The sequence below is a fragment of the Anaerobacterium chartisolvens genome (genome assembly GCF_003337415.1).
Lineage (GTDB): Bacteria > Bacillota > Clostridia > Acetivibrionales > DSM-27016 > Anaerobacterium > Anaerobacterium chartisolvens.
Genome location: NZ_QPJT01000013.1, coordinates 40,887 through 56,315, shown reverse-complemented (window position 1 = coordinate 56,315; position 15,429 = coordinate 40,887). Strand labels below are relative to the sequence as shown.

Annotated in this window: 7 protein-coding genes and 1 riboswitch; of the genes, 2 read left to right on the top strand and 5 right to left on the bottom strand. The window is 44.7% G+C overall.

Features of this window, described 5'->3' with window-relative positions:
- Nucleotides 1-256 precede the first annotated feature (256 nt).
- The 4 genes from DFR58_RS12125 to DFR58_RS12110 form a co-directional block, all read right to left on the bottom strand.
- Nucleotides 257-1,054, bottom strand: coding sequence for a transglutaminase-like domain-containing protein (locus DFR58_RS12125; protein ID WP_242987584.1), 798 nt, complete (start codon nt 1,052-1,054; stop codon nt 257-259).
- A gap of 14 nt (nt 1,055-1,068) precedes the next feature.
- Nucleotides 1,069-1,154: riboswitch (cyclic di-GMP riboswitch) on the bottom strand.
- A gap of 79 nt (nt 1,155-1,233) precedes the next feature.
- Nucleotides 1,234-1,977 carry a class D sortase gene (locus DFR58_RS12120; RefSeq protein ID WP_114298117.1) on the bottom strand — a complete coding sequence of 248 codons (744 nt, stop codon included), beginning with the start codon at nt 1,975-1,977 and terminating at the stop codon, nt 1,234-1,236.
- 85 nt (nt 1,978-2,062) lie between these two features.
- Nucleotides 2,063-6,487 carry a collagen binding domain-containing protein gene (locus DFR58_RS12115; RefSeq protein WP_114298116.1) on the bottom strand — a complete coding sequence of 1,475 codons (4,425 nt, stop codon included), beginning with the start codon at nt 6,485-6,487 and terminating at the stop codon, nt 2,063-2,065.
- A 546-nt stretch (nt 6,488-7,033) separates the two neighbouring features.
- The gene (locus tag DFR58_RS12110) at nt 7,034-13,012 is read right to left on the bottom strand and encodes an Ig-like domain-containing protein (RefSeq protein WP_114298115.1); all 5,979 of its coding nucleotides are present in this window, start codon (nt 13,010-13,012) and stop codon (nt 7,034-7,036) included.
- 472 nt (nt 13,013-13,484) lie between these two features.
- Here DFR58_RS12110 and DFR58_RS12105 point away from each other — a divergent pair, with 472 nt between their 5' ends.
- Nucleotides 13,485-13,655, top strand: a complete 171-nt coding sequence (locus DFR58_RS12105) for a small, acid-soluble spore protein, alpha/beta type (RefSeq protein WP_114298114.1) — start codon at nt 13,485-13,487, stop codon at nt 13,653-13,655.
- Between the two features lie 98 nt (nt 13,656-13,753).
- On the opposite strand, the gene DFR58_RS12100 is transcribed toward DFR58_RS12105, so the two are convergent.
- Entirely contained in the window at nt 13,754-14,125 is a 372-nt protein-coding gene (locus tag DFR58_RS12100) for an RDD family protein (protein WP_114298113.1), read from the bottom strand.
- Between the two features lie 163 nt (nt 14,126-14,288).
- Here DFR58_RS12100 and DFR58_RS12095 point away from each other — a divergent pair, with 163 nt between their 5' ends.
- Nucleotides 14,289-15,389 carry a DUF3810 domain-containing protein gene (locus DFR58_RS12095; RefSeq protein WP_114298206.1) on the top strand — a complete coding sequence of 367 codons (1,101 nt, stop codon included), beginning with the start codon at nt 14,289-14,291 and terminating at the stop codon, nt 15,387-15,389.
- Nucleotides 15,390-15,429: the final 40 nt, after the last annotated feature.

The following is a 15,429-nucleotide window of genomic DNA, read 5'->3' as shown; positions in this document are numbered from 1 at the left end:
TATGTATTTACGACCTTTTTCTGGTTTTATTTATTGTAACATCTTATTATGGCAATATAATTCAATAATTCCATAAAATATGGTATCAGAATATTTCATCGCTGTCAAATATATGTTGTAATATATTGGGAAATAATTTAAATTATAGTATTATTTTTCAGCATCCTTTTCAGAGCATCAAAAAAACGCAAGCCATACTTTAGCTTGCGTTTTACTTTCCCCTATTTAAATTATGTTTACAATATAATACCGAGCCTCAGTACTCTTTATCTGCTTTGTATTGTCCGTCCTCTTTTATCATTGAAACGGGCAAATTTCTTTGCAGTAATATGGAGTCATAGGCCGTATCTATCGTAAGCCATTTTCCCTTCTCTTTTATGTAAACCCCGTTCCACGAATGATACGTTTCAATATCATTTTTATGCCCCATAATAAGCTTTGTGGGAACGCTTACGCTCCTTAGCATAGCCGCAAACAAGGAACAATAATCATAGCAAATGCCTTTCCTGTCTTTTAGAACCTCATCAATAACAGGCATGTAATCAGGACCTATCAAGCTTATCTTTTTATTGTCATAAGCTATTTGCCGAGTTACATATTCATAAATGGCAATAACCTTATCCATATCTGTTTTTGAATCCCTTGTGAGCTCCTTTGCCTTCTTAACTGCATCGGCATTTTCATTCCAATTTATAAGCTTGATGGATGTGAGAAAAACATCATTTTGATTTTTAAGCTGAAGATTAACTGTATCCTTTTTAATTATCCTGTATTTTTTCCCTTCAACATTCTCAAGTATGGCAATTGTATATTCCCCATTTCCAAATTGAAGAGGAAAACTGTCTCCCGACGCCAAATCGTAATAATATGCGTTAGACTGCTTCTGTACCATGCACTTGAGCTTTGAGCTGCTTTGCCCGTTATAGTTAACCCTGATTATGCCTGTACTTAAATGGCTTTTATCAAAAATAACATCATCCTTTGCAAAAACGTTGAATGCCGCCGTCATTAAATATATTGCCGCAAAAAGGCTTATAACAAACTTTCTCCACATAAAAAACTCCCCCTTTTGGTAGCTGGCTGCCATTTTACTTTAATAAAAAGGCCCTATAGCTTTGCGCCACTGGCTTTCGCCAGATTTGCCTTTATCTTAAGAAAAGCTTCTATTGATAACTTGTTATTTTATTATACCTCATCAGCAACTCTTTCTCCATATGTCTTTTGGCCTATTTTCTATTTTTTTACACCAGATTCAGACACATCTTCTTCAAGCCGTCCCTTTACTATTATTCTATGCGTGGGATTATACATGGGGGTACAGGTTATAAGCGTAATTTCTTTTTCATAATCCATCTTTTTATACAACACCCACGTCTCTTCAGGCATAACTACAAATTTTTCAAAAACAATATAGCGGTATACCTGCTTTCCACACTTAACCTCAATAATATCCTGCGGCTCCAATTCATCTAAACGATTGAAATTTTTACCGTAGGCATGGCTTCTATGCCCCGCAATGCAGTAGTTTCCTGCCTCCCCAGGCTTCCCCGTTCCCTCTACACCGGCAACAGAAATATTCATATGCTCTTTGGAAGCCCCCGTTATGATTGGAAGCCGCAAATCAATTTTGTTTATTGTCAGTATTCCTTCTGTAATAGAGTCAACATATTCCTTCCATTTCTTCCGTTCCTCTTCTTTCTTTTTCCGATTAGCTTCCTCCTTTTCAAGCTGCCGCCTTCGCAAATCCTCCTCATCGGCATTTTGCTCTATTGGTTTGATGCTTTGCCCCAATTCCTCATGTACAGGGGTCTTTTCACCCAAATCCCAAGATTCATAGCTGTCCTCAGTTTGCTCCTCCAGCTCCAGACTCATGAGAAGCTTATACCGCATGTAATCCTGGTACCGTTCCACTCCATATGGATAGAGAAAAACTCCTATGCCCGCTAAAATTAATATTACCGATAGAACTTTTTTCATTCTGATTATACTCCTTATTGCAACTCGGTGAAACTTTATATCAAAGAAAGCAGGGCAGAGATTTCTCCCCGCCCCGCTTTGAACACTATGCAGTCTTTCTCCTTCTTAGAAATATCCCCGCCACAATCAGCAGAAGTCCGCTTATATAGAAGCCGATATTGCTCTGCTCTCCTGCTTTCGGAAGCACATTTGGTGTTCCTTCGGGAATTTCATTTACATCTATTTCTATAATCTGCTCTGTCTCTTGCCCGTCAGGCCCTATTATTATTATTATAAACTTATCCTTGCCTTTAAAGTCCGGATCAGGTATATACGTCCACTTCCCGCTTTCATCCACTGTCGCCGTCCCATGCTCCGGCTGCTGCCCTATGACAGGTACTTCATTATCGGGTACCGGAATTTCTCCGCTCACAGGAGTATTGGTTGTAGTTTCTTCTTGTACCGATGGCTTTTCAGGCTCCTTTTCAGTAGGCTTTTCAGTAGGCTTTTCAGGCTCTTTTTCAGGCGGCTTTTCGGAAGGCTTTTCAGGCTCCTTATCCGGCTTTTTCTCAGGCGGCTTCTCAGGATCCTTACTAGGCTTTGACGGCGTCCAGCCCGGAGATGTCTTTGAATTTGCCATAGTCAGCACGAATTCCAGCCTATCCTTGGTTATTTCAACTGTTTTTGGAGATGAATTTAAATCATACCCGGCAGGTGCCTTTGTCTCTTTAATGGTATATTTCCCGAAAGCTAATCCCTCAACGGCTGCTTTTCCGTCACTGCCGGTTGTAGCCGTTGCTGCCAGATTTCCTTCTGAATCCCTGATTTCAAATTCCGCACCCGCAAGCTTCACGTCTGGGCTGTCGGCATCCGTTTTTTCTATTACCAGCTTTCTCAGGCTGTCATTTTGCACTGTAACAGTCTTTTGTGCAGTATCAAGCTTTACGATGGTTTCATTGTTTGAAGGCAGCTGATACCCTGCGGGAGCTTCTATCTCTTTTAAAGTATAGTCCCCAAAGGATAATCCGTCGATGGCGGCTTTACCGTCACTGCCTGTCGTAACAGTTCCTACCAGAGTACCTCCTGAATTCCTGATTTCAAATTTGGCACCCGCAAGCTTAATATGAGGGTGGTCGGCATCCGTTTTTTCTATTACCAGCCCCCTGATTCTGTTATTTTTCACAGTAACAGCCTTTTGTGCCGCATCAATCTTCACCGGGGTTTCATTGCTTGAAGGCAGCTTATACCCCGTGGGAGGTGTTATTTCCTTCAAAATGTAGTTCCCGTAGCTAAGCCTGTCTATTATTATCTCACCGTTTGCATCGGTTGCCAGCTCACGGATTGTATCCCCTTTGCCGTTAATCAACTGGAATAATGCTCCGGCAAGCTTAACAGTAAGATCGTCGGCATCAACCTTATTAACTATCAGTTTTCCTCTTACCCCGCTTCCCGTTCCTGATCCCGCTGTAATTTCTGCCACAATTGTCTTTGAAGATGTGTCGTTTGATATTACAACTCCCGTACCGTTAAGCTCAACTTTGTTGGAGAGACTTGTGCCATTTTGGTCAGAGGTGATATCGGTTTGATATTCAATCACATATTCTGAGCTGATGATATCTTTAAAACCAAGGGTAAACGACTGGATTCCTGTTACAAGGTCTGCGATCTTGATTTTCAGTTCATAGTCGGCACCCTCTGTTAAGAGGACCCTGTTTGTTGCCGGATTTGGACCTGTAATTCTGTATACACGGAAGCTGCTTTCCACATATTCGTGCCCTACGCTCAAGGTATCATTAAGTACGGCGTTCTCAATAACGGACAGGCTTTTGTTCAGATTAATGCTCCAATTAACCTTCATCCCCGATTGTATTGCTGTTTTATTAAGAAACACCTCTGAATTGACAAAGGGTACCGCCGCAGTATATGACTCGCTTCCCACACTTGCGGTATTGGTATATTGGGATTGGGACTGTCCCACAAGCCTTGTGGTATATGTAACCATGTATGGACTGCTAATGGGCGCATCAAAGGTAATCTTAAAATGATCCCCTGCTTTTTCGGTATTATAGCCCGTTAAAACTTCCGATCCCTTTACCTTGGACCCACTCGCACTTACGGTATATGAATAAACCTTCAGTGAGTCGGTATCGAGCTCCTGGCTGCCAAGCATGGGATCGTCTATAATCAGGCTATTAATAGGCTCGGATAAATAATTGGCATTAATAATCCAGTCAATAGCCCTGTCTGTCCTGCGAAGCGCGCCCGATTTACTTCCATTGCTGGCGGCTTCAGGAGTAATCCTCCCATATGAATTAACTGTTGCGGTCTTTGTGACCCCCGGCACCGTGGCCTCCTCCCATTGGATATCCGCCCTGTTCCTATAGTATTCCGGTTCTCCCGGCTTGGTATGCCATGCCCTGTCAAAAGCTGTTGTATAGGTTATTGTATAGTCGGCTCCTGTTACGTCCGTTAAGAAGTTTATTAAAAATCCGCTCCTCCAGTCGGGCCCATTCATGGCAAGTGTGTAATCAGTGTCTTTAGTTAATACTATGCTTCCTTTTTTAACCACAACGCTGCTGTCTTTCAGCTCCAATCCACCATTTGGAAACGTGTCTGTTATCATAAGAGACTGCATCGCTTCCTTTCTGGGGCGGATGGTTATACTCCAATTCATGGTCTTATCAGAATAGTTAATGGTAGCGTTGCTTTTAATTGCCGTATTCTGTATAGAGGGGTTCTGAGGATCTGTTATCGTAACTCCCGGCCCTATTCCCTCACCGGTGCCTGTCAATTCCGCATTGTTGCTGAAGCCTGTTCCGCCGTTTGCGTTGACATCGGTAATATCAGCCTTATACCTTATTCTATAGGCACCGCTTATGTTTCCCAATGAAACGGTAAATCCTGTAGGGCTCGATGTTACTGTCGGCTGCGGTAACACCTGTGTTTCGTTCTTGACACTTCCATCGGCATTAAATACAAGACTGTATACTTTAATAGATGTCTCGTCCAGACTCAGTCCCGCTCCTAAGGTATCGGTTACGACAGCACCTGTTATTTCCTGCTCACAGGTATTAACGTCGACAGTCCAGTCAATGCTTTTATCACTGTACCCTATGTTTGATGTTCCTGTCTTTTTAAGCAGCTCTCCTCTTTTATAGGAAATTTCACTGCTTACGGGATTAGTGAGAATAATGCCGCTATCATACAGCTCCACCTGATTGCTGAATCGGAAATCGGACGGATCGGCCAAAATAGGTGTGACATACTCTATTTTGTAGGCCTTGTCAATGGAATTTAAGTACACAGTAAGAAGCCTGTCAACAATGCTTATACTTCCCGGAGCAAGCGTCTTTTCTGTTTCGGTATTCACACTTCCGTCATCATTAAGCGTCAGCTCGTACACCTTCACATCACCTTCAGATATACCAAGACCCTCCGGCAGAGTATCGTTTATTACCGCATCGGCTAATGCTTCCTCCGCTTTATTTACGTAAACCGTCCATGTAATTTCTGTCGGGTTGAAGCTCCTATCGGTCTGCGATGTTTTTTCCAGCAGGGAGCCCCTTGTAACATTCACACCCGCTTCCGATGAAGCACCGTCAAAATCGGCCGTATTTGTGAATGAAGACTTTGAGGTATCGGTAATTAAAGTTTCATAAATAATCCTCCGGGCTTCGGTAATATCCCCCAGATTTATTTCAAAGCTGTCCGCGTTAAGAGTTAAATCACCAGGATTAAAAGCAATACTGTCTCCAACATAAGCTCCTCCATCCAGCTCTACATCCAGCCTATATATCTGTATGGAACCGGTATCTAAGCTTATTCCCTCATCTAGCGTATCTTGCAGCACCGCACCGTAAACATTTTTCAGATTTTTATTTACGTCTACAATCCATTCTATGCGGTCAGGATTTACCCCTTTGTTTGGGGTTCCTGATTTTTCCACCTGGCTTGATACCCCATTGGGACTGAATTTGATCTGTATAACCTTCTCCACCCCGTTTGAAATGGGAAATCTGAATACTACCGGGTTGTTTTGCGGAACAGTTTCCAATTCAAAGCGTGTATTCAACGTCACAGTACCTTCTACGTTGAGTAAATTTGCGGCATCGTTGTTGAAGGTCAGTCTCAATAGACGCGTATCCTTAGACAGCTCCCATGTTCCCACAGGAGTATCGTCAACACGTTCCAGATCTCCGCTGACATCATTTGCTATTCTGAAACCCGCCGGAACCGTCGTCTCTAAGTAGTCTCCCTCGCTGAAAATTGTTGTATCCTCTATTTTCCATGTGTAGAATAGAGACACGTCGGTATCTTGGTCAATAGGCTCATCCAAGGCTGTATTTTCATCCACATCCACTCCGTTGATTTGAAGCTTTATCGAGGTAATCGCAGCCTGAGACGAGTCTAAAGGTGCCGCTGCCTGCACCGTTTGAAGTAATCCCGGAAAAATGCCGCTTATTAATGATGTGAACATCATGGCAATTAAAAAGCTGCTGATTCTTCTATTGGCTTTCGTCTTTTTGAACATTCATGCATCCCCCTTTGCGTAGCCAAATTATTGTTAATGCTTCGGTGTGTATCACCTTATGATATTAATAAAATTTCTTTATCTGTTTCCGGTCTTCACCCCCTTATCCTTTTCCCTCCAGTGCCTTATAGATACCGATAAGTGCAACGCTTAGTATTGTTTGCCTTAATGACACAATAGGAGCTTATGCAATTTCATCTTGCTCGCCGGCTCTTTTCCCAGCTCTTGAGCATTGCTGTTATAGCGTTAAGCTATCCGTTATATAATTTGTCATATTTTCAAACATAATTATGCGTCCCGCGATACCTTTATGTAATATAAGTTAAATATTACCACGATAATTATACAGCCAAATCCAGCAACATGCAACCTAAATGTGTTGCGCAATTAAATATTATGCAAGAATTAACATAGTCAGTGGGCATGACATTGGTTATTCAACAAAAGTGTCCCTCTATTGGGGGTAAAGAAAAAACTCACCCCCAGCCCCTCTCTTTTCAAAAGAGGGGAGCCGGAAGTGAGTAAAAAAAATGCCGTCCGGATATTCTACGGCCCGATTACCGTTACGGTGCATTCGGCGTACTTGTCTGGGTTGCCTACGCTTACCGCTCTTATTACAGCCGTACCGGGATTATTCGCAGTGACAAGCCCCGTTTCCGATACTGCCGCCACATTATCCCTGCTCTGGCTTATAACCCTCCATGTTATACCCTTTACCACCGAGCTTGCAGGTGCAACCGCCGCAACGAGCTGCTGGCTCTGTCCGCCCTCTAAAGTCACCGCTGCTTTGTTTAGGCTGACCCCCGTTATAGCATCTCCCGGCGGGTTCACCGTTACGGTGCATTCGGCATATATGGATGGGTCAGCGGCGCTGGTTGCCCTTACCACAGCCGTGCCATAGTTTAATGAATTGACTGATCCGGTCTGTAAAACCATTACCACATTACTGGCGTTCTCACTTTGTACCGTCCATATAACAGCCTTATTCGCCGCATTCTCAGGTTCAACTGTTGCTACAAGCTGCTCAAGCTTATAGCGGGACATGCTGAGGGATGTTTTGTTAAGCGTTATCGCTGTTACTGAACCGGGAAGGGTTACCGTTACGGTGCATTCGGCATATATGGAAGGGTTCGCTGCACTCGCAGCCCTTATTACCGCCGTTCCCGCGCCAATTGCCGTCACAAGCCCCGTTTCCGATACTGCCGCCACATTATCCCCGCTCTCGCTTTGCACCGTCCACACCACTTGCCTATTGGTGGCGTTTTCCGGCATTACCTGCGCCGTAAGCCGGCGGCTTTGGCCTTCTGCCATGCTTAAAGATTCCGTATCCAGACTCACTCTCGTTACAGGTATCACGGGAATATTTACTGTTAAGGTGCATTCGGCATATATGGAAGGATTCGCTGCACTCGCGGCCCTTATTACCGCCGTTCCCGCGCTAATCGCTGTCACAAGCCCTGAAGCCGACACCGTTGCTACATCATCGGCGCTCTCGCTTTGCACCGTCCACACCACTTCCCTGTTGGTGGCGTTTTCAGGCATTACCTGCGCCGTAAGCAGTTGGCTTTGGCCTTCTGCTATGCTTAAAGATTCCGTATCCAGACTCACTCCCGTTACAGGTACCGCCTGCGAACCTACCGTTACCGTACACTCGGCATACTTGCTGCTGTCAAAGGTGCTGGTAGCCCTTATTACCGCCGTCCCCTCCGCTTTTGCCGTCACAAGTCCCGTGGCTGATACCGTGGCGGCATTGTCCGATCCCTCAACCGTCCATCTGACATTTCTGTTGGTGGCGTTTTGCGGCAATACAACAGCTTCAAGCTGCACGCTTTCTCCTGCGCTGATATCGGCAGAACCTGTGTTAAGACTTAGCCCCGTCACAGGCACAAGCTCGGTATTTACCGTTATGACACAATCGGCATACTTGCGCGGATCCCATACGCTGGTAGCTCTTACTATAGCCCAGCCGCGGTTCTGTGCTAAAACCGAGCCTGTTGAAGACACCACCACCACCCTGTCTGCACTCTCGCTCTGAACCCCCCATATGACATTTTTATCGGTTACATTGTGGGGATGAATGTCTGCGTTTAATTGAGATTGCCTATACATAGCCAGGCTCATAGAGTTTCTGTCCAATGTAATGTCGGATACAGGCACACTTTTAATAAGCGATATATCATCCAGATACATATTTCCGCTTCTATTGCCGGTGGCGGTAAATGCTATTTGCAGGCACGAAGCGCCTCTATATTCATCAAGGCTCAGTATATACTCCTTCCAGCCGCTGCTGCCGTCATACCTGTCAATAGCATTCCCGACATTAACCCAGTTCCGACCTCCGTCTGTAGTCACCTGAACCTGTATGCTGCTCCCCGGGTTCGTTATCATATCATGATACATCCAGAATTTCAGGCAATGGCTCCCATCATCAAGGCTTACGCCCTCATCTCTGTATAAACGGGTAACAGCTCCGGCAACATCATATGAATTGAACTTTGCCATCTTAGCCCCTGATCTTGGAGCATCTACAACAGGTGTGTTTCCATTTGAGACAACGCTCCATACCCCCCTGTCGCCACTGACATGCTGAACACTCCATCCGTCAAAAAGGCTTCCCCCTGAGCTTTCAAAGCCTTCCTCGAATAATACTCCCTCCGGCGCCTCGGCAACAGTCACCGCGCATTCGGCATACTTGCTGAGGTTAGAGCGGCTTGCCGCCCTTATTACCGCAGTACCGGGGAGCCTTGCGGTAACTGTGCCGTCCTGTGCCACTTCAGCCACACCGCCAGTACTCTCTTCCCTCACCGACCACACTATGCTCTTGCTTGCTCCCGCCGGAGTTACAGACGCTGCCAGCTTAATTTTCTTACCCGCAGTTACACTTGCCGAGGCAGTATTCAAAGCAATTCCCGTAACATCCGGCAATGGCCCTTCCGCAATGTTTACCGATGTGTTCCGGGTATTGTGCAGCCTTACTGGCCAGTCCATGTTATCCGCGCTATAGTCACCGCCTGTTGCGATAACCGCTAAAGCCCCGCCTGTGATGACATCCTTTTCATCCCATAATGCCTGTGCGACGGCAATATCCACCCTGCCGTCACCGTCAAAGTCACCCAATACCGGGCTCGACGTTGAATAATACGATCCGGTTAACGATTTATCGGGCCTTGCCCCTCCCGGTCCAATAACTCTCCACCTACCTGCTGTCCGTGCATTTCTGTCAATGGCCACCACTTCATTATGTACATATTTCCTTCTTTCGGAATCCCATGAAACATATTCTTTTTCCGATATGCGGTATGCTACTATTTCAGGATAACCATCGCCATTAATATCACCTATGGAAAAATTGCCGTAATACCGCTCCCTGTATATGGGCCAAGCGTTCGACATTGGCGTTCCGTCAATCCGCAGCACATTTATTTCATTCAGTTGTGAATACACAATTTCATCTGTTCCGTCCCTGTCCATATCAGCAATCGCCATATCAAGTTTCGAATCGGGGACAGCATACGGCCAGCCGCTCCTTACGCTTCCGTCGGAATTAATTACATATATGTACTGTATGTCCAAGTAATTCAGGCCTCCTGCCCATATTACGATTTCTCCCAGACCGTCGCCGTCAATATCCCCGCCTATCATATTCCGTACATATTGGGCTTTAGCAAAGGAGGGCTGCTGCTGCTGCCAGTTAAGAGGCGTGCCGTCCCATCTGTAAATATTCAGCGTAGTTATATAGCCGTCATCCATCTGCTGCGTTATAATTTCATTTTCACCATCATTGTTTATGTCAAACACCAGAAAATTAACGTACATCATAGTATCAAACCGTCTGGAATCATCGTAAGCTATAAGAGGAAATTTGGGGCCCAAAATAGAGCCATCCAGCCTATACGCATATAACGCTCTGTTACTATTGCTTCTGTTTACACCCAGCACCATAATTTCCGGCACATAGTCGCCATCCAGATCCTTAAGAATAACAGGGTTATTCCGAAAGTCATATTCACTGTTCAGGGCAAATTCGGTATATGAGTTGTCCCCCTTTAAAATGCACAGCATATCATCCCTTACAAAAACCGTTTCCTCTCCGGGTAAGTCGTCAATGTCCCCCACCGCCACCTGGCTGTGTGCGACATTTACAAAAGGCAGCTTATATTCAAGCGTTCCATCGTGAGAGTGTTTAGCAAAAAACGTTTGCTTGGGCTGCAAAGAATAAATCCCCACAAGGCTGTTCTTTCCCGTAAAGCTGTCCGATGGCAGAACCCCCGAATTTTCTGCAAGCGGGACATCTATTTTCTTAGGCCAGTTATCGGAGGCTAAATCAGGCTGCAGGTACACAATAGTTCTTTCCTCATTGGTAAAGCCGTCATTTTCCACAAGCAGCCTAAGCTGGTAATACCCTTCTTTTCCTGAGCATACACCCGAATCCCACTTGCCTAAAGCTCCCCCGGATACGGGAAGGCTGCCTCCGCCCTCCAGTGTAATTCCCTCAGTATTCCATTCTGTCGGATTTAAGCCCTCTCCCCATTCAATGCTGTAGCTGCTGAACGTCTGTCCGGCAGCAAAGCCCTGAATGTCTATTACCCTTCCCGGCCTAATCCCGGAGGCATAGCTTGGGTCGGGAGTGGCCTCAGGCGCGGTAAAGCCTATCTGATCCACCTCAATCTCTACCCTGTTGACAAACCTCTTTTGAGGAATGCTGTTGTCTCTAACGCTCAGCCTTATCACATACCTGCCGTCCGCAAGCCCTGACAAATCGAGATCTCCAAGCTTCCCCCCGTCCACCTCGGTATCTCCCTGCCCTATGATACTCCAATAAGCAGGATCCTGCCCATATTCAATTATCTTTCCGCACTCTAACGTGTAGCCGGAGAAGCCGCTTCCCTTTGCGCTGCCCGTTACCTCTATGCTGCTTTTCACAGAGCTTCCATGAGAGGGGCTTTCTATCTCCGCCTGAATAGAGCTGTTTATCTGCAACGCCTTTCCTGCATTCACGCGCCCATAGCCTGAATAGTAATCAAAGCCTTCGGACATGATATCATCGGCAGAGCTTTTTAATGCCGAGGAAATCTGAGCATTCGACATTTCCCTGTTATTGGACAGAATCAGCGCAGCTATGCCCGCTACATGGGGCGCGGCCATACTCGTTCCGCTGTGTGTTACATACTTATCCCCCACCACGGAGCCTATTGAAGCTCCCGGTGCAGCTCGCGCAGCACGCAAGGACAGTATGTCCACCCCCGGAGCCGCTACGTCTATGCAGCTTCCCCAATTGGAAAAATACGCCCTTTGATCCATATTATCAACAGCGGCAACTGTTATAGCCTCCTTTATGCCCGCAGGATAATACTCACCGGCGTTATCGTTTTTGTTCCCTGCCGATACGACCACAACAGCGCCAAGCTCGACTGCCTTAATGACAGCCTCCTCAAGTATCTGCGAATAGCCACTACCTCCAAAGCTGCAATTTATTATATCCGCTCCGTTTTCAGCGGCATATACAATGCCCCTGGCAAGATCCAGCGCATCTCCAAGCCCTTGACTGTTTAAGCTCTTTACCGCCATGACCCTTGCACCCGGCGCCACTCCTATGATACCAACTCCGTTATTCCCGCTTGCGGCAATTGTACCCGACACGTGAGTTCCATGCCCCTGGTCGTCTTCCGGATTGTTACTGCCGTTTACAAAGTTCCATCCCCAGATATCGTCAATATATCCGTTATTATCGTCGTCAATTCCATTGTTGGGAATCTCCCCGGTATTTGTCCATATATTATCCAGAATATCGGGATGAGTGTTGTCAATTCCCGTATCGACAACAGCCACCGTTACACCCTCCCCCATCGCCGTATCCCACGCTTCAGGGCATGAAACAAGCTTTACTCCGTAAAGATCGTCAAACGGCTGGCCCCATGACCTTCTGCTTAAGAAATACGGATCATTCGGTGTCATGTCAATAGACATTACAATATTCTCTTCGGCATATTCAAACCGGGGGTCTTTTTTCAGAAGCTCCAGAAGTTCTTCATATTCCTGACGGCTGCCGACATCCGCTTCAACAACATATGTATTGGACAGCTCAACGCCCTCAGCCTTTGCATTGTCTCTGCTCCGCGCAAACCTTTTTGTAAAATCCCTTTGGATTTTATTATAATATTGGGCTTCGGTTTTTCCGGTTTTTTTCTTCCAGCCTACCAGTCCCTTATACACAGGCTCCATGCTTTTTATCTTGTACCTGCTGAAAATATCACCTGTGTTTTTAGAATTACTTCTTTGCAGAGCCATGCTCTTCTGGCTGATCTGCGCTTCAGCCTCTGCCGCAGTCTCATTATTAAGCTTTACTATAATTTTGTAGCTTTGCTGAGAATGTGGGCTTAAAGCCTCCGGCTCTGAATACTGCTGTGCAAAAGCAGTGTTAAACGAAAAAACAGATGATAAGAAAAATGTTAACAGTGTGAATATGGAAATTGCCGTCCATAATTTATGGTGTCCCTTTTTGTCCCCTTTTTTTAAAAAAGTCATACTTTTATGTCCTTTCCATGAAAAATTAGTATTTTTATAAATCCTTAGGCCACTGACATTACTAAATGGATTCCCACCTTCTCTCCAGCAAATCCTGCACAAATTTCTTAAGTTCTTCAATATTTTATTTATGGGGCATTTCGCTATATATTTACATTATTATACACTATCCATATGGAATTTTAAAGAAATTTAAGATGATTATACCTATAAATTAAAAATCTCAAAATTAAAATTACGGCAAACTTTAAAGCATTTTCAAGCTGTCTGAACATGATTACGGGATTAAAAGATTTACAGGATGAGTGCTTTTGTTATTAATCCTGCCTATCTTTCAATCCTGTCTATCCTTTAATCCTTTAATCTTGTTCAGGCTTCCCATTATTTGCATGGCCTGATTCTGCATAAACTTTAGTAAATTGCCCAAATTATTATTAGCACTTCAAAACAACAAATAAAGCGAGGTGATATAATGTCAAGAAGCAAAGAGGTTTTTGAAAGTATGAAGCACGGTATAGCCAAGGAAGTGGGTGTTAACCTTAAGCAGGGCTATAATGGAGATTTAAGAGCATCGGATGCAGGCAAAATCGGCGGAAGAATAACTCAAAAGGTTTTTGATGCTTATGTTAAGAGCAATTCTTAGGTACCTTTTGTGAAAAAAATAAAACATGTGCCTGATAAGAGGGTTTATATCTTGTCAGGCACATGTTTTTATAAAATATTAAAATTAACTGCCTAAATTCAGTCTTTCACTACAAGAGTCCCTGCAATCATATCATGCAGTGCCTGCTTTTTGGCAGTAAAAGCCGCCATAATATAGCCTATCAGTAAAATCATGGCTGAAATAATTTTTGAAAAATACCTTCCCGTTGCCCTTGCAAAGGATACCCTGTTTCCGTCGACATCAACAACCCTGATTCCCAATGCCATTTTGCCAAGAGTAGCCTGCTTCTCAGAGCTTTCCATTACTGAAAAATAGAGCCATCCCGCAAGAGTTGTTAAAAGCCCTCCTGCTGTATCACCCGCTGCTGCCCTCAATATAGATCCCGCTACACCTACAACAAGGGCATCAATCAAGCTGGCGACAAACCTCCTCCAAAAACCTGAGTACATTATTAAATCCCCCCTATATATTAATTGCTTTAATACATAATAATTATAGTGGCATATATAATATACTGTCAAAAGAATTTTTGACCTGTACAAAATGCTGCTGAAATATTACTATGAAATATATATATGTTTTATACTTAAATATAAAAAGGCTGGTATTGATATGCTTAGAAAAAATGCAAAAAGAATAGTAATCGCTCTCCTTTTGCCTGTGGGAGCAATATTGTTTTATTCCTTATCACTTATACCCGGTTTAGTAGAACACTTTTATTCAAATGGCGTGGCAAAATTCTTTATAAGTGCCGTAAGCATTGTCACAGGAGCAATACCCGTATCGGTGGCAGAATTAATATTAATTCTTCTGGCAGCAATATTTATAGGGTATATTGCTTATACCGTCTCTAATTCCCTACGGCAAAAGGAAAATAGGAGAAAAATTATAATGCGTTTTTTTCTGAACCTTTTCAGTGCCGTGTCGGTAGCATATTTTCTGTTTGTTGTCACATGGGGCTTAAATTACAACAGGCTTCCATTTTCTGAGGCTGCCGGACTTGATATCAGGCCCTCGGAAGTTTCGGAGCTTGCACAGGTGTGCGAGGCATTAATTGTCAAGGCAAACTCATTCCGGGATGAGGTCAGCGAAAACTCACGGGGAGTAATGTATCTGCCTGAAGGGTATGCGGAAGCATTCAGACGCGCCCATAAAGGGTTTGACAACGCCTCGGTGCTTTATCCCCAGCTTGGCGGGAGCTATGGCCCTCCCAAAGGAATTTTGCTTTCAACGCTCATGTCCTATTCTGGACTGACAGGCGTATACTTCCCGTTTACTGCCGAAGCCAATGTCAATACCGATATCCCCCACCCGTTTATTTTAAGCACCGCATGTCACGAAATGGCTCACCAGCGCGGCTATGCAAGGGAGGATGAGGCAAATTATATTTCGTATGTGGCCTGCACCATGAATCCCTATGCCGATTTCAAATATTCAGGAACGCTTCTGGCCGCCATAAATTCAATGAACGCCTTGTTCAGAAATGACAGAGAAAGCTTCAACCGTCTCTATGAGCTTTATTCCGAAGGGGTTATAAGAGATTTGCGCTATTTAAATGAATATTGGAGGCAATTTGAGGGGCCTGTACAGGAGGCGGCAGACTCAATCAACGATACATACCTTAAGGCCAATCTGCAAAAGGACGGGGTTAAAAGCTACGGCAGAATGGTAGACCTCCTCATTGCACAATACAGAAGGGACGGGCTGAAATAAAACGCGTGGCTTTAGGCGCATTCCCATATGAAGCTTTCCT

Coding starts and splice junctions, on each gene's coding strand:
- DFR58_RS12095 (WP_114298206.1), top strand. CDS start 14,289: ATGCTTAGAAAAAATGCAAAAAGAATAGTAATCGCTCTCCTTTTGCCT.
- DFR58_RS12120 (WP_114298117.1), bottom strand. CDS start 1,977: ATGAAAAAAGTTCTATCGGTAATATTAATTTTAGCGGGCATAGGAGTT.
- DFR58_RS12125 (WP_242987584.1), bottom strand. CDS start 1,054: ATGTGGAGAAAGTTTGTTATAAGCCTTTTTGCGGCAATATATTTAATG.
- DFR58_RS12105 (WP_114298114.1), top strand. CDS start 13,485: ATGTCAAGAAGCAAAGAGGTTTTTGAAAGTATGAAGCACGGTATAGCC.
- DFR58_RS12115 (WP_114298116.1), bottom strand. CDS start 6,487: ATGTTCAAAAAGACGAAAGCCAATAGAAGAATCAGCAGCTTTTTAATT.
- DFR58_RS12100 (WP_114298113.1), bottom strand. CDS start 14,125: ATGTACTCAGGTTTTTGGAGGAGGTTTGTCGCCAGCTTGATTGATGCC.
- DFR58_RS12110 (WP_114298115.1), bottom strand. CDS start 13,012: ATGACTTTTTTAAAAAAAGGGGACAAAAAGGGACACCATAAATTATGG.